The sequence below is a fragment of the Reyranella sp. GW821-FHT12G01 genome (assembly GCF_058806575.1).
In genome coordinates, this window is sequence record NZ_JBXAPV010000001.1 from 1,530,154 (window position 1) to 1,544,881 (window position 14,728).

The following is a 14,728-nucleotide window of genomic DNA, read 5'->3' on the forward strand; positions in this document are numbered from 1 at the left end:
CCGCTCCTTAGGCAGCGATGGCGTCGTCGAGCAGGCCGCGCAGGCCCGTCTCGTCGACGTCGCGGGTGACGAAGGATTTTCCGATGCCGCGCGCCAGCACGAAGGTGAGCTTGCCGCCCTCGGCCTTCTTGTCGCCGCGCATGTGCTCGATCAGCTTGGCCGCATCCCAGGTGCGGCTGTTGTCGCCGCCGATCGTGCGCAGGCGCACCGGCAGGCCGACCGCGCCGAGATGGCGCCGCACGCGCACCGCATCGGCCTCGGGGCAGAGCCCGAGCCGCGCCGACAGATCGAACGCCATCGCCATGCCCGCGCCGACGGCTTCGCCGTGCAGCAGGGTCGAGCCGAAGCCGGTCTCGGCCTCGAGGGCGTGGCCAAACGTGTGGCCGAGATTGAGCAGCGCGCGCAGGTCCGTGGTCTCGCGCTCGTCGGCCGCCACGATGCGCGCCTTTGAAAGACAGCTCTGCTCGATCGCGTAGGTGCGCGCTGCGGCATCGCCCGCCAGCACCTTCTCGCCGTTCTGCTCGCACCAGGTGAAGAAGTCCGGATCGTCGATCAGCCCGTACTTCGCGACCTCGGCATAGCCCGCCAGCAGCTCGCGGCGCGGCAGCGTATCGAGCACCGTCGTGTCGGCGAGCACGAGGCGCGGCTGATAGAAAGAGCCGACCAGGTTCTTGCCGTGACGCGTGTTGATGCCGGTCTTGCCGCCGACCGAGGAGTCGACCTGCGCCAGCAGCGTCGTCGGCACCTGGATGAAATCGACGCCGCGCAACAGCACCGCTGCGGCAAAGCCCGTGAGGTCGCCGACCACGCCGCCACCCAGCGCGACCAGCGTCGTCTTGCGGTCGGGGCGGCGATCGAGCAACTCGTTCATCAACCGGCCGAAGCTCGCGAAGTCCTTGCTGCTCTCGCCGGCGGGCACGGTGACCAACTCGGTCTTCACGCCGGCCTTGGCGAAGGAAGCGATCAGGCGCTCGCCATAGATCGGCGCCACCGTGTCGTCGCTCACGATGGTCACGCGCGGTGCGGCCAGCAGCGGGCGCGACAGCTCGCCCGCGCGGTCGATCAGGCCGGGGCCGATGGCGATGTCGTAGGCGCGACCGGCCAGGTCGACGCGGATGGTGCGGGGCGAGCTCATGCCGATTGTCCTGTTGTCTGGGCCTGCAGATGCGCGCGGATCGCGTCGATCACCTGCTCCGTGGTGCGCTCGGCCGGCTGGGCGGTCGAATCGACCACGATGTCGGCCTCGGCGTAGATCGGGTAACGCGCCTGCATCAGCCGCGCGAGAATTTCCTTGGGATCGCCCTGGCGCAGCAGGGGACGGTGCGTCCGCTTCTTCACCCGGTCGAACAGTACGTCGAGCTCGGCCCGCAGCCACACGGTCAGCGCCCGCGTCTTCATCAGGCCCCTTGTCTCAGGGTCCATGTAGGCGCCGCCGCCGGTCGACAGGACCCTCGGCGTCTCGTCGAGCAGGCGGGAAATCACCCGCCGCTCGCCGGCACGGAATTCCTGCTCGCCGTAGCGCTCGAAAAATTCAGCGATCGTGCAGCCCGCCGCGCGCTCGATCTCGTCGTCTGCGTCGACGAACGGGAGGCCGAGTCTAGCCGCCAGCCGTTTGCCGATGGCGCTCTTGCCCGCGCCCATCAGACCCACGAGGGCTACGGTGCGCGGCAAGGACAGGGGAGAGGAGGCGTCCATGTCGAGCTGGCCCATTCTGTCGCGCATAATGCCCGTAGTTTCAAGCGATTGGCCGGGAGGGCTGATAGGCAATTGCCGCCTAGACGGCGGGCGGGTAGGTTGCCGGCGCCGTGCCTTTGTTCCGATCCAGAACCCGATTCAGCGTGCCGACCCTGCGTCTGGGGCCCGTGGTGATCGTCGCCGCCGTGACCCTCGTGATTGCCGGACTGGTGGCCCTTGCGGTCATCGAACCGCGCCCGCCGCTGAAGCATTTCGAGGTTCCGGTCCCCAATGAACGCTTTGCGCGCTAGTTGCGGCCTGCTGGCCGCGGCTGTCGCCGCACTGAGCTTCGTTTGGTCGCCCGCCCGGGCGCAGGGCCCCGATTTCGACAGCCGCCCCAGCGGCTTCCTCACCGCGACGACCGGCGGCATGCCGGCCGACGCCTGGAACGGCACCTCGCTCGGCAACGCCAAGCGGCTGGTTTCTTCCCTGCAGGCCGCGCCCCGCAGCCGGGCGATGCGCGATCTCCAGTTCAAGGTGCTGGTGAGCCAGATCAACCCGCCGGCCGCCGACGCCAGCCCGCCGCCCAGCCTGTTTGCCCGCAAGGTCGATCGCCTGGCCGCCATGGGCGAGGCCGAGAACCTGAACGAGATGGTGCGCAGCATCGGCGCCTATGCCGATCCCGCGCTCGCCGCCACGGCCGTCAACGCCCTGATGATGGCGGGCGAGAAGGACTCGGCCTGCCAGATCGTGCGCACGAACAAGCTGCCCGATCCGTTCGCGCGCCGGGCCGGCATCGTCTGCAAGCTGGTGGCCGGCGACAATGCCGGCGCGCTGGAGATGGCCCAGCCGCTGAAGGCCACCGATCCCGCCTTCTACAAGCTGGTCGAGATCGCGGCCGAGGGCCTGTCGCCGACCGCGCCGCCGCCGGCGCAGCTTGACGGGCCGGCCATGGTGATGCTCGACCTCGCCTTCATCCAGCCGTCGGCCGCGACGCTGCGCACCACGCAGCCGCCGCTGATGCGCTCGCTGGTGGCGCACCGGACCCTTCCGGTGCCGACGCGCCTCGACATTGCCGAGCGCGGCGAGGCGCTAGCGATCGTCGAGGCCTCGAAGCTCGGCGACCTCTATCTCGAAGCGGTGCGCGACAAGGTCGTGCTGCCCGCACCAATGGCCAAGCGCGCGCGACTGGTCGCGTCGGCCCGCGGCGCGCAGAACGCGCAGCAGCTCGTGAGCGCGATCGCCACCGTCTATGGCGAGGAACGCGGCGGTGCGCTGTTCCCCACGGTCGCGCGGGCCAGCGCCGGCGCCTTGATGAACGTCCAGCCCAAGGCCGAATACGCCAACGTGGCGCAGGAGGTCATGCGCGGCTTCCTGCTGCTGGGCGACAAGCAGCAGACGCGGGCGTGGACGCATCTCGCAATCCCAGCTGCTTCCAACAACGCCCGCGCGATGAATTCGCTCGACCGGCTGATGCCGCTGATGGCTGTCGCCGGCGTCGACGATGCCAAGCGCCTGTCGGCCGAGGACGTGAACCGCTGGTACGACGCGATCCGTCAGGACAATTCCGCACAGGCGCAACTGCGCGGCTACCTGCTGCTCGAACTGTTCCGCTCCATCGGCTTCGACCTGCCCGCCGGCTCGACCGCATTGCCCGAGACGCCGGGCAATGCGCGACTGGTCTCGCCCGCGCCCGCGACGATGCAGGCGCTGCAGTCCGCGGCGAACGGCCGTCGCCGCGCCGAGACCGCGTTGCTGGCTTGCGCGGCGATCGGCGAAGTGGCGCTGGTCGATCTCCATCCGGCCGCGGTCGGCGCCATCGTGCGCGCCCTGCGCCAGGTCGGCGAGGAATATGCCGGCCGGCTGTTCGCGGTCGAAGTCGCGATTGCGCACAACCTGTGAAACGCAAGCCCGCCTATAAGCACGCGCGCGAGGTCGAGGCCTTCCTCGAGATGCTGCAGGCCGAGCGCGGCGCGTCGAAGAACACGTTGATCGCCTATGGCGCGGACCTCGCCGATCTCCAGACCTTCCTGACACGCCGCAAGCAGGGGCCGGTGACGGCCGATGCGAACGCGCTGCGCGCCTATTTGAAGTCGCTCGACTATCTCGGCATGACGCCGCGCACGGTGGCGCGACGGCTTTCGGTGATGCGCCAGTTGTTCCGCTTCATCCTGGCCGAGCGCCTGCGCGAGGACGATCCGGCCAGCACGCTCGATTCGCCGAGACTTGGCCGGCCGCTGCCCAAAGTCCTGTCGCGCGAGGAGGTCGATCGGCTGATCGACGCCGCGCGCACCAAGGATGCCGTGGACGGCGGGCGCATGGCGACCTTGCTGGAAATCCTCTACGCGGCGGGCCTGCGTGTGTCGGAGCTGGTGAGCCTGCCTCTGTCCGCCGTCGAACGCGATCCCTCGATGCTGCTGGTGCGCGGCAAGGGCGACAAGGAGCGGCTGGTGCCGCTGTCGGACCCGGCGCGCATGGCGATCGTCGCGTGGCTGCACATGCGGCGCGGGCAGCTCGCCGAGGGCGAGACCTCGCGGTTCCTGTTCCCCTCGCGCGGCCGCACGGGACACCTGACGCGCCAGCGGTTCGCGCAGCTCCTGAAGGAATCAGCGCTGGGCGCCGGCATCGATCCGGCGCGGGTGTCGCCGCACGTGCTGCGGCACGCCTTCGCCAGCCATCTGCTGGCGGGCGGCGCGGATCTGCGTTCGGTGCAATTGATGCTGGGCCATGCAGATATCGCGACGACCCAGATCTACACCCATGTGCTCGACGAGAAGCTGCGGTCGCTGGTGCAGGAGCACCATCCGCTGGCCCGGCGAAAGCGCCGGCCGGCCGGTTGACAGGATTCCGCGACCGGGCGACACCTGATCTTCAATGATTTACCTCGACTTCGAGAAGCCGATTGCTGAGCTGGAAGGCAAGATTGCCGAGCTTCGGCATCTGCCCAATTCCGGCGACGTGGACATCGCCGAGGAAGTCATGCGCCTGCAGGACAAGGCGCATAAGCAGATCCGCGCGACCTACGCCAAGCTCACGCCCTGGCAGCGGGTCCAGGTCGCGCGCCACGCCGAGCGGCCGCACGCGCAGGCCTATATCGACCGGCTGATCACCGACTACACGCCGCTGGCCGGCGACCGCGCCTTCGGCGAGGACGCCGCCATCGTGGGCGGCATGGGCCGTCTGCAGGGCCGCAGCGTCGTCGTGCTGGGCCAGCAGAAGGGCGACGACACCGAATCGCGCATCAAGCACAATTTCGGCATGGCGCGACCCGAGGGCTATCGCAAGGCGCAGCGCCTGATGCGGCTGGCCGACCGGTTCAAGCTGCCGGTCGTCACCCTGGTCGACACGCCGGGCGCCTATCCCGGCATCGAGGCCGAGGCGCGCGGCCAGGCGGAAGCTATCGCCAGCTCGATCGAGACCTGCCTTGGCCTCGGCGTGCCGCTGGTCAGCGTCGTGATCGGCGAGGGCGGCTCGGGCGGTGCGCTGGCTATCGCCTCGTCGGACCGCGTCTACATGCTGGAGAACTCGGTCTATTCGGTGATCACGCCGGAAGGCTGCGCCTCGATCCTGTGGCGCAACAACGCCAATGCTCAGGATGCCGCCGAGGCGATGAAGGTCACCGCCGCCGATCTCAAGAAGCTCGAAGTGATCGACGAGGTGATCCCCGAGCCGACGGGCGGCGCCCATCGCGCGCCCGACGAGACGATCGACGTCGTGGGCCGCATCGTCGGCGACGCGATCGCCGAACTCTCGAAGCTCGACGGCGACACGCTGCGCGAGCGGCGCCAGGCCAAGTTCCTGGCGATGGGCAAGAAGGGCCTCTGACTTCCTTGGCGCTGCGTCTCAGCGTTCTCGACCAGTCGCCGATCCGCAAAGGTGGCACGCCCGCCGACGCGGTGCGCGAGACGCTCGAACTGGCGCAGCTCTGCGACCGGCTGGGCTATCACCGTTATTGGCTCGCCGAACATCACAGCAGCGAGGCGCTGGCCGGCTCGACGCCCGAGGTCCTGATCACGCGCGTGGCCGGCCTCACGCAGCACATGCGGGTCGGTTCGGGCGGCGTGATGCTGCCGCACTACAGCGCCTACAAGGTGGCCGAGAATTTCCGCATGCTGGAGACGCTGTTTCCGGGCCGCATCGATGTCGGCGTCGGCCGCGCGCCGGGCAGCGACCAGCACACGATGCGCATCCTGGCCGACGGCAAGCCGAACTGGAGCAACGCCGACAAGTATCCCTACCAGGTGCGCGATCTCGTGGCCTGGCTGCACGATGCGTTGCCGCTCAATCACGAAGGCACCGGCGTCGTGGCGCAGCCGAGCGGCGAGACGGCGCCCGACGTGTGGCTGCTGGGCTCGAGCGACGACAGCGCAGCCCTGGCGGCGCATTTCGGCCTGCCGTTCTGTTTTGCGCACTTCATCAATCCCGACGGCGGCGATGGCGTGACGCGCGCCTATCGCGCCCACTTCAAGCCCTCGTCGCTGCACGCCAAGCCGATGCCGATGATGGCGATCACGGTTTTATGCGCGGAGACCGACGAGGAGGCCGACCGGCTATCGCGCAGCCGCGAGGTCTGGGCGATGCGCCTGCGCACGCTCGGCAATCCCGGTCCGGTGCCGTCGGTCGAGGAAGCACTGGACGCCGCGAAGGCGCCGGGTTCGGAGCGCTGGCTGCCCGCATTGCGCCGCCGCTCGGTGGTGGGATCGCCCAAGACCGTGCGCGAAGGACTGGAACGCCATGCGGCGGCCTACGAGGTCGACGAGATCATGGCGGTTACGATCTGCTACGACTTCGAGAAGCGGAAGCGGTCGTACGAGCTGTTGGCGGAGGAATTCGGGCTGAGCTAACCCGTCGTCTCGACCGAAGCCTCGCGAAGCGAGGCGTAGTGGAGAGACCTTCTCTCCATCATTAGCCGCCTGATTGCAGAGAGAAGGTCTCTCCACTGCGCGCCTGCGGCGCTCCGGTCGAGACGACGGCGTTTTTCTTTAAAGCCCCGCCAGCGGGAAGCCCTTGCCTTTGCCGTTCTGCGGGCGGCGCTTCTCGATCGTCGCACGCGCCTCGTTCGCGCGGCCGGCTTTCACCATGGCCGACGTCACGACGTATTCCAGCAGGTCGCGTTGCGCGCGGCTGCCACCCAGGCGTTCGTGCGTAGAGAGCAGGGGCTCGATCTCCGCGATGGTGCGCGCCCAGTCGCCCTGCGCATAGGCTTCGAAGCCGCGGGCCATCGGCTGCAGCATGTCGGCGGTCGCGCCCTTCGGGGTTTCGATGAACTTCGCCAGGGCCGCGTAGTCGCCGGCCATCGCGTAGGCCAGCACCGTGTGCATGTCGACGAAACCGAGGCCGGGGCGGCCGAACCATTTGGCACTGTAATCTGCAAGCTCGCGCCAGCGTGCGGCCTGCCGCGGCTCGCCCGCCATCTCGGCACGCGCGAGGAAGGCCGCGCAATCGGTCGCGACGTTGATCTGCGGGCCCCAGGCGACGGCCGGGCTCAGCGCCTCGTCGTAGATGCGCCAGGCGTCGTCCATGCGGCCGGTCTCCATCGACCAGAGCGCGAGATGCCAGCTGTTGTGGACGTGCATCAGCCCGTCGCGCGAATAGTCCTTCATCCAGTCCGTCAGGAAGGCGAGGCCGGCCTCGCGCTCGCCCAGCTCGTAGAAGAGGTGGCCGCGGATGTGCGCGGCATGCGCGCTCTTCGGAAAGGCGTCCAGCGCGGCATCGATGTTGCGCTGGCCCTCGTCGAGCTTCTGCAACTCGATCTGCGCAAAGGCGAGCTGGGTGCGATACCACCAGTCGTCGCCGTAGTGCTTCTCGAACGGTTCGAGCAGCGCGAGCTGGTCGACCTCGCGGCCGGCCTTGCCGGAGAAGCCGATCAGGCCGAACACGCTGGTCGCCGGCGCGAGCGCCATGGCGTCGCGCGGCCACTCCTTCATGTGCACGTGGATTGCGTCGAGCGCGGCGGCGCCCTGGCCGGTCAGGATCTTCTCGAAGATCGCGATCTGGCTCTGCTCGCGCGGGCTGGCACTCGCCGCCAGTTCCTTGGCGCGGGCGAGCGGCGCCTTGGCTTCGTGGCCGCGGCCCAGCAACTGCTTGGCGCGCGCCAGCGAGATGTGGCCCAGCGCGAAATTCTCGTCGGCCTCGGTCGCCTTCTGGAAGGCCGCGTCCATGCCGGGCGTGGCGGCCATCAGGCTCTCGACGCCCGCCAGATAGGCGTCGCGCGCCGCGACCGACTGCGTTCCGAGCTCGTTGCCGTAGCGATCGTGCAGGCTGCTCATGGTTTCTCCTTGCCGGCCGTCGGGTCCCACATCGGCGAGGCCATCGTCTCGCTGAAATTCTTGAACATCAGGTTGAACGAGATGCTGATGCGCTCGCTCTGCCCGTCATTGGCTGGCACAGTGTGCTTCAGCCAGGCCGGGAAGATCACCATGCGGCCTTCCTTGCTCGGCGCATTGGCGCCGTTGGCGGTGAGGCGCGTGTACTGGCGCGGCTTGGGCATGATCATCGAGGCCTGGCCGCGCGGGTCCTGGAACAGGATCTGCGAGCCGCCCGCCGGGATCGCCACGTAATAGACGCCGCTCAGGTAGTTGTTCGGATGGTGATGCATCGGGTGATAGGCGCCCGGTGGATTGACGTTGGCCCAGCAGCCGGTGATCGCCATCGGATACTGGTCGATCTGCAGGAAGCGGGCGACGCCGCGCGAGGCGGTCTCGACCAGCTTCACGAACTCGGCGAAGGCCGGCCGCGTGTGCAGGTCCTGCGGGGTCTGCCAGTTGCTGCCGACGGGAACCGGCGGGCGCGGTGCGATCAGCCGCTCGATCTCGGCCTTCAGTTTCGCATTGAGGCTGGCCGCGGCGGCCGGCTGGAGGTCCACGATCCACAACGGGGTCGGGAAGATCTCCTGCACTTCCTGCTTCTCGATCATCCCGCCAATATATCCGGCGATTGCCCGATTGTCCGTTAGGTGATCCAATCGGTCTCATAATCAAGGCTAGGGAGAAAACAACCGATGCCCGTGTCGATCCATGCCGTGACGCCCGACTTCGTGGCCGAAGTGGGCGATGTCGCCCTGAACAAGGTCTCGGCCGAGGACCTCGCCGCGATCCGCGAGGCCTTCACCAAGTATGCGGTCCTCGTGTTTCCCGACCAGGAATTCGACGACGACAGCCAGCTCGCCTTCGCGCGCCATTTCGGCCCGCTCGAGACGACGGTCTTCAAGGCGCGCAAGGACCACAAGCTGCGCCTGCAGGAGAACATGGCCGACGTCGGCAATCTCGACGCCGAGAACCGCATCCTCGAGACCAACAACCGCCAGCGGCTCTACAATCTCGGCAACCGGCTTTGGCACACGGACTCCTCGTTCAAGCGCCTGCCGGCCTATTGCTCGATGCTGCATGCCCGCTCGATCCCGCCGATCGGCGGCCAGACCGAGTTCGCCGACATGCGCGCCGCCTACGATGCTTTGCCCGAGACGACGAAGGAGCGCATCGCGGGCCTCGTCGCCGAGCATTCGATCATGAACTCGCGCGCCAAGCTCGGCTTCAAGGATTTCGACGAGAACGAGCGCGTGGCCTTCGCGCCGGTGCCGCAGGTACTGGTACGCCGGCTGCAGGATTCCGGCCGCATGAGCCTTTATATCGCCAGCCACGCCGGCGCGATCCGCGGCATGGCCGACGCCGAGGCGCATCAGCTCATCGACGAGCTGACCGCGCATGCGACGCAGCGCCAGTTCGTGCACTCGCATCGCTGGCGCGAGAAGGACCTGGTGATCTGGGACGATCGCTGCACCATGCATCGCGGCATGGAGTTCGACGACCAGCGCTACAAGCGCGACATGCGCCGCGCCACGGTCTCCGACATCGCCCCGACCTGCGAGCAGATGGGCCTCGCCGTCGCCGCCGAGTAGGGCGGCGCGCTTTCGGTCTGCGGCAGCGGAAAGATTTATCGGCGAATCGGGGCGGCGGATTGGCTAGGGTGCCGCAAAGCCCGGAGGAGCCACCCATGACCATCGACATCGAACCGCTGAAGAAGGAACTCGGCCGCAAGATCGAGGATGAGGACGTCGTCACGCAGGCGCCGCTGAAGGCGATGATCGCGACCTTCGATCGCAACGACAAGGTGCCGGCGGAAGGCGAGGCGATCGCGCCGGGCTGGCATCTCTGCTTCCTGCATTCCTATGCGCGTCGCAACGTGCTGGCCGAGGACGGGCTGCCGACCGAAGGTGGCGTGCTGCCCAAGATCCCGCTGCCGCGCCGCATGTATGCCGGCTCGACTTTCACCTTCGACGGCGACATCCGCGTGGGTGACAAGCTTCGTCGTGAGACCGAGTTCTCCGATGTGCAGCTTCGTGGCGGTGGCACCGGCAGTCTCATCGTTACCAGCCAGACACGTCGCGTCTACACGCCACGCGGCCTGGCGGTGACCGAAGTGGCCAACACCGTGTTCCGCGAAGAGGTGAAGGCGGGCGAGAAGAGCGGCGTGCCAGTGCGCGAGGCCGCGCCGACCGACGTGCCGTGGCGGCGCACCATCAAGGCCGATCCGGTGATGCTGTTCCGCTACTCCGCCATCACCTTCAACCCGCACCGCATCCATTACGACCGGACCTACTGCATCGAGACCGAGGGCTATCCCGGCCTGGTGGTGCATGGACCCTTCGCCCAGCAGTGCCTGTTCGACCTGCTGCGCGATTCCAATCCGGGCCGGACGATCAAGACCTTCGGCATCCGCGCCCGGGCGCCGTTGTTCGACACCTCGCCGTTCGACGCGATCGGCCGTCCGACCGCCGATGGCAAGGGCGCCGAGCTCTGGACGGTGACACCGAAAGGCACGATCGCGGCGCAGGCCACGGCGACCTTCGCCTGAACGGGAGCATGCAAGCACCACCCCTGCCGCGGTTCCTGATCCCGCGGCTGCCGTTCTTCTACGGGTGGGTGGTGCTGGGCTGCATCTGCCTCGCGGGCTTCGCGCGGCAGGGGCCGGCGGTCGCCGTGCTGTCGATCTTCGTCGTGCCGATGACCGACGCGTTCGGCTGGTCGCGCACCGAGATGTCGGGCGCGGTGTCGCTGGGCGGTGTGCTGGCGGCGGTCATCTCGCCGTTCATCGGCCCGTTCGTCGACCGCCGCGGCGCGCGCCTCGTGCTCTGCCTCGCGGTGGCGGGCACGGGCATTGCCTGCATGGCGCTGTCGCTCATCCAGTCGCTGCTGCTCTTCTATGTGCTGTTCTGCTTCGCCCGCATGATCTGGGCGGGCCCGTTCGACCTCGGCCTCTACAGCGCGCTCAACAACTGGTTCGTGTCGCGCCGCGCCATCGCTGCCTCAATCGCCACGCTAGCGCAGATGTCGGGCCTGGTCGGATTGCCGCTGATCGCGCAGTTCGCCATCAGCGGCGCGGACTGGCGGGCCGGCTGGATCGCGGTCGGCGCCACGGTGCTTGTCGTGGGCTTCGTGCCGTGCTGGCTCCTGCTGGTGCGGCGGCCGGAGGATGTCGGCTTGCAGCCCGACCGGCTGGCCGACGGCAAGGCGGCGCCCCTGGTCGAGCCGCGCTGGAGCCGGGCGCAGGCGATGCGGACGCCGGCCTTCTGGCTGCTCTCGCTCTACACGGTGTTGCTGTTCCCGGTGCAGGCCGGCGTCAGCCTGCACAATGCCCCGCACCTGATCGAGCGCGGTCTCACGCCCGTCGCGGCGGCTTCGGTGATCGCTTTCGTGGCGATGCTCTCGGGCGCGGCGAGCTTCGGCATCGGCTTCCTGCCGCGCGGCTGGCCGGTGCGTTACCTGATGGCAATCTGCGCGATGTGCATGGCGCTCGGCAGCTACGGGCTGATCTTCATCACCGGCGTGGAAACCGCGATGGCGGCGGCGGGCCTGTTCGGCATCGGCATGGGCGGCGTGATGCTGCTGCTGCCGGTCGCGTGGGCCGACTATTTCGGGCGCGAAAGCTACGGCGCGATCCGCGGCGTGGCGCTGTCGCTGCAGGTGACGGCACAGGCGGCGGGACCGCTCGCGTCGGGCATCCTGCGCGATGCGACCGGTACCTACACGACCTCGCTGCTGCTGTTCGGCACCTTGGCTTCGCTGGCGGTGATCGCCGCGCTCGCCGCGCAGCGGCCGAGGTCGCTCGCGCTCTAGTCGTTCGCCGCGCCGTAGCGCAGAGGCCGGAAGAAGGCCCTGATATCCTCGACCAGCAGTTCCGGTTCCTCGAGCGCCGCGAAGTGGCCGCCGCTCGGCATCACCGTGTGGCGGCGCAGGTTGAAGGCGCGCTCGATCCATTCCTTGGGCGGCGCCGGCGCGATGTCGGCGGGGAAGGCTGCGAAGCCGGTCGGAGTCTCGACCTTCGCGCCTTCCGGCAGCGCGCGCGGCTTCTGTTCGGTCACGCCGCGATAGAGCCAGGTCGAGGTGCCGGCCGTGCCGGTCAGCCAATAGACCATGATGTTGTCGAGCAGCGTGTCCATCGAGAAGCTTTTCAGCGGATCGCCGCCGCAGTCGCTCCACGCCTGGAACTTCTCGACGATCCAGGCGGCCAGCCCCACCGGCGAATCGGTGAGCGCCACGCCCAGGGTCTGCGGCCGCGTCGCGTGGATGCGCTGGTAGGCGGTCTTGTCGTCGAGCGCGGGCCCCATCTTCGCGAGCCAGGCCTGTTCGTCGGCGCTGAGCTTCGCCGTCTTGAGATCGAGGCCGGGCCGCAGCCCCATCATGTTGAGATGGACGCCCAGCACGCCCGACTCATCCTTCTGCGGATGGTCGAAGGCGAGCCACGAGGAAACGACGGCACCCCAGTCGCCGCCCTGCACGCCATAGGGCCGGCCATAATTGAGCTTCTCGGTGACGAGCTTGTGCCAGAGCCCAGCAATGGCGCGCGGCCCGATCGGGCCTTGTGTGCCGTCGGCGCGGATCGGCGGGCCGGAGAAGCCGTAGCCCGGCAGCGAGGGCACGATCACGTCGAAGGCGTCGAGCGGATCGCCGCCATGCTCCTCGGGATGGGCGAGGACGTCGATCAGGTGCAGGAACTCCACGATCGATCCCGGCCAGCCATGGGTCACGACCAGCGGCAGCGGGCGCGGTGCGTCCTCGACCTCGGTGCCGGGCTCGCGGATGAAATGAATGCGCTGCGGGCCGATATCGACCAGGTAGTTGGGCCACTGGTTGATCGCCTCCTGGCAGCGCAGCCAGTCGTAGCCGTGGCGCCAATAGGCGACCAGCTCGGCCAGGAATTCGGGATCGGTACCCGAGGCCCAGGATCCGTCGTCGGCAATCTCCGCCGGCGGCCGCCAGCGGCGCAGGCGCTCGTCGAGATCGATCAGCGCCCGTTCGGGGATATCAACCTTGAAAGGCTCGGGAGTGTCATAGGCCATTCACGGATCATAGCTGACCACGAGCCTCCTCAGTGCGGAGAATTACTCCGCCATGCCCGCAGTCCGCGAGCTGCTGGAGGCGATCAGCCGGTGCGAAGCAGGATCCGCTTCTTGAGCTCGCCCGACTTGCGGCGAATGGTAAGCGTCACCTCCTGGCCTCTCTTGTCTACGAGCAGGTGCGCAAATGTGTCTCCACTATCGACAACCTTGCCGTCGACCATCAACACCAGATCGCCCGGCAGGATTTCGGCGTCGTAGCCAGCGGATCCCCGTCGGACGGCACGCACGATGACGCCTTTGTTTGTCCCGAACGCTTGTTGCTCTTCTCGTGACAGCGGGAAGGTATACAGCCCCGATCCGACATCCTTTGTCTTGGCAAAGTAGCGAGCCAGGAAATCGTAGCGCGCGATCGAGTAGGTGCTTTCTCGCGGCACGTAGGAGGTTGTTGTGTACGTCTGGCCGCTCGGTGCGACGGTTGTAGAGGTTACGGGTGTCGTGGTCGTTGTCGAACCGACACGCGTGCTCTCGTATTTCGAATAGAAAAGCACGATGCCGGCGCCGATCTTGTTGCCCTGGCTCAAGGCCAGGCTGCTATCGGTCCCCATCGAGGAGCCGTTGAAGCTTGAGGAGCCGATCAGGACATACCCCTGCTCCCACATGCGTAGCAGATCTTCAGTTGGTCCCTGCGGGTCCGAACTCCCTGCCAAAAGCCGTGCTGGCTCGGAGTGATACAGGACCCGATCGTCCTTCAGTCCAACGCCGCCTTCTTTGAAAAATTGTTCATACCCGCTGGTGCAGCCAGCCAGCAGGATCAGCGCGCTCGCCAATATCCAACGCAGTTTACTCTCCCCCGATTTGATCGAAGTTTGCCGGAACAAACGATCGGGGAGCAAGCAGGATCGATTTGATTGACCTTAGTCGAGCAAATCGCCCTTCAACCGCTCGCGCGCCTTGGCGTCGAGGCCGAGCGCCTTCTCGGCGAAGTCTTCCGGCGAGCCGAAGTCGCCGCGTACCACGTCGAAGGCGGCTTCGAGATAGGGCGTGCGCGCCTCGATGATGGCGGCGCGGGTGTCGATGTCGAGCTCGGGGTAGCGGCCGATATGGCCGATCCACAGCTCGTTGGTGCGGAGATAGTCCTCCATCACCGTTTCCCACGGCACGCCGAGCAGCGTGAGGAGCAGGGCGGAGGCGAAGCCGGTGCGGTCCTTGCCGGCGGTGCAGTGGAACACCAGCGGGCGATGTTCGCCGTCGCTCAGGGTCGCGAACAGGGTGCGGAAGCCCGGCGCGCAACGGCGTGGATAGTCACGGTAATGATCCGTGAGGAATCCCATCATGATGTGCGGATTGGCCGTGCCGTCGGCCACCGCGCCGCGGATCTTCTCGCCGACGCCGGGCTCGATGTGCGCGCCGACGATGCGGCACTGTACGCCGTCCACCAGATGCGGCGTCTCGGCTGCTTCGTGGACGCCGCGCAGGTCGACGATGGTGCGCACGCCGAGCTTGGAGAGCGCAGCGCGATCCTCGTCGGTGAGGCCGCCGAGATGGGCGGAGCGGAAGACCGCGTTGCGGCGGACGGTGCGGCCGTCGGCGGTCTTGTAGCCGCCGAGGTCACGGAAGTTGGAGCCGCCTTGCAGCTTCAGGACGTAGGGGAGAGCGGAGTCGGGCATGGGCGTATTTCTAGCACGCCCGGCCGGTCCCGATCATGTCGGTTGCGCG

15 protein-coding genes are annotated in these 14,728 nt (G+C 67.8%); 8 read left to right on the top strand and 7 right to left on the bottom strand.

Annotated elements, in window-relative coordinates; all coding sequences use genetic code 11:
* Nucleotides 1-7 precede the first annotated feature (7 nt).
* Nucleotides 8-1,135 (bottom strand): 3-dehydroquinate synthase, encoded by a 1,128-nt coding sequence (gene aroB, locus AC1RP5_RS07585; RefSeq protein WP_493110017.1) that lies wholly within the window; start codon nt 1,133-1,135, stop codon nt 8-10.
* Nucleotides 1,132-1,722 (bottom strand): shikimate kinase, encoded by a 591-nt coding sequence (locus AC1RP5_RS07590; RefSeq protein ID WP_493110018.1) that lies wholly within the window; start codon nt 1,720-1,722, stop codon nt 1,132-1,134. The genes aroB and AC1RP5_RS07590 overlap by 4 nt, the downstream gene beginning before the upstream one ends.
* A 116-nt stretch (nt 1,723-1,838) precedes the next feature.
* Here AC1RP5_RS07590 and AC1RP5_RS07595 point away from each other — a divergent pair, with 116 nt between their 5' ends.
* The 5 genes from AC1RP5_RS07595 to AC1RP5_RS07615 are packed head-to-tail and all read left to right on the top strand — an operon-like array spanning nt 1,839 to nt 6,518.
* The gene (locus AC1RP5_RS07595; protein WP_493110019.1) at nt 1,839-1,985 is read left to right on the top strand and encodes a hypothetical protein; all 147 of its coding nucleotides are present in this window, start codon (nt 1,839-1,841) and stop codon (nt 1,983-1,985) included.
* Nucleotides 1,966-3,576 (top strand): hypothetical protein, encoded by a 1,611-nt coding sequence (locus AC1RP5_RS07600; protein WP_493110020.1) that lies wholly within the window; start codon nt 1,966-1,968, stop codon nt 3,574-3,576. Before AC1RP5_RS07595 ends, AC1RP5_RS07600 begins: the two co-directional genes overlap by 20 nt.
* Nucleotides 3,573-4,514 (top strand): site-specific tyrosine recombinase XerD, encoded by a 942-nt coding sequence (locus AC1RP5_RS07605; protein WP_493110021.1) that lies wholly within the window; start codon nt 3,573-3,575, stop codon nt 4,512-4,514. The genes AC1RP5_RS07600 and AC1RP5_RS07605 overlap by 4 nt, the downstream gene beginning before the upstream one ends.
* Nucleotides 4,515-4,548: 34 nt before the next feature.
* The gene (locus AC1RP5_RS07610; protein ID WP_493110022.1) at nt 4,549-5,499 is read left to right on the top strand and encodes an acetyl-CoA carboxylase carboxyltransferase subunit alpha; all 951 of its coding nucleotides are present in this window, start codon (nt 4,549-4,551) and stop codon (nt 5,497-5,499) included.
* Between the two features lie 5 nt (nt 5,500-5,504).
* Nucleotides 5,505-6,518 carry an LLM class flavin-dependent oxidoreductase gene (locus AC1RP5_RS07615; protein WP_493110023.1) on the top strand — a complete coding sequence of 338 codons (1,014 nt, stop codon included), beginning with the start codon at nt 5,505-5,507 and terminating at the stop codon, nt 6,516-6,518.
* A 138-nt stretch (nt 6,519-6,656) separates the two neighbouring features.
* Here the strand turns inward: AC1RP5_RS07615 and AC1RP5_RS07620 are convergent, their stop codons facing one another.
* Nucleotides 6,657-7,943, bottom strand: coding sequence for a tetratricopeptide repeat protein (locus AC1RP5_RS07620; protein ID WP_493110024.1), 1,287 nt, complete (start codon nt 7,941-7,943; stop codon nt 6,657-6,659).
* Nucleotides 7,940-8,590 carry a TIGR02466 family protein gene (locus AC1RP5_RS07625; RefSeq protein ID WP_493110025.1) on the bottom strand — a complete coding sequence of 217 codons (651 nt, stop codon included), beginning with the start codon at nt 8,588-8,590 and terminating at the stop codon, nt 7,940-7,942. The genes AC1RP5_RS07620 and AC1RP5_RS07625 overlap by 4 nt, the downstream gene beginning before the upstream one ends.
* A gap of 84 nt (nt 8,591-8,674) precedes the next feature.
* On the opposite strand from AC1RP5_RS07625, the gene AC1RP5_RS07630 reads away from it, so the two are divergent.
* The 3 genes from AC1RP5_RS07630 (at nt 8,675) to AC1RP5_RS07640 (ending at nt 11,789) form a co-directional block, all read left to right on the top strand.
* A complete protein-coding gene (locus AC1RP5_RS07630; RefSeq protein ID WP_493110026.1) occupies nt 8,675-9,571 on the top strand; it encodes a TauD/TfdA dioxygenase family protein in 897 nt (298 codons plus the stop codon).
* 95 nt (nt 9,572-9,666) lie between these two features.
* The gene (locus tag AC1RP5_RS07635) at nt 9,667-10,527 is read left to right on the top strand and encodes an HTD2 family dehydratase (RefSeq protein ID WP_493110027.1); all 861 of its coding nucleotides are present in this window, start codon (nt 9,667-9,669) and stop codon (nt 10,525-10,527) included.
* An 8-nt stretch (nt 10,528-10,535) separates the two neighbouring features.
* Nucleotides 10,536-11,789, top strand: a complete 1,254-nt coding sequence (locus tag AC1RP5_RS07640) for an MFS transporter (protein ID WP_493110028.1) — start codon at nt 10,536-10,538, stop codon at nt 11,787-11,789.
* On the opposite strand, the gene AC1RP5_RS07645 is transcribed toward AC1RP5_RS07640, so the two are convergent.
* The 3 genes from AC1RP5_RS07645 to AC1RP5_RS07655 form a co-directional block, all read right to left on the bottom strand.
* Nucleotides 11,786-13,012, bottom strand: coding sequence for an epoxide hydrolase family protein (locus tag AC1RP5_RS07645; RefSeq protein ID WP_493110029.1), 1,227 nt, complete (start codon nt 13,010-13,012; stop codon nt 11,786-11,788). The two genes, AC1RP5_RS07640 and AC1RP5_RS07645, sit on opposite strands and share 4 nt — an antisense overlap.
* Nucleotides 13,013-13,095: 83 nt before the next feature.
* Nucleotides 13,096-13,905 (bottom strand): PDZ domain-containing protein, encoded by an 810-nt coding sequence (locus AC1RP5_RS07650; protein WP_493110030.1) that lies wholly within the window; start codon nt 13,903-13,905, stop codon nt 13,096-13,098.
* Between the two features lie 21 nt (nt 13,906-13,926).
* The gene (locus tag AC1RP5_RS07655) at nt 13,927-14,679 is read right to left on the bottom strand and encodes a tyrosine-protein phosphatase (RefSeq protein ID WP_493110031.1); all 753 of its coding nucleotides are present in this window, start codon (nt 14,677-14,679) and stop codon (nt 13,927-13,929) included.
* Nucleotides 14,680-14,728 lie beyond the last annotated feature (49 nt).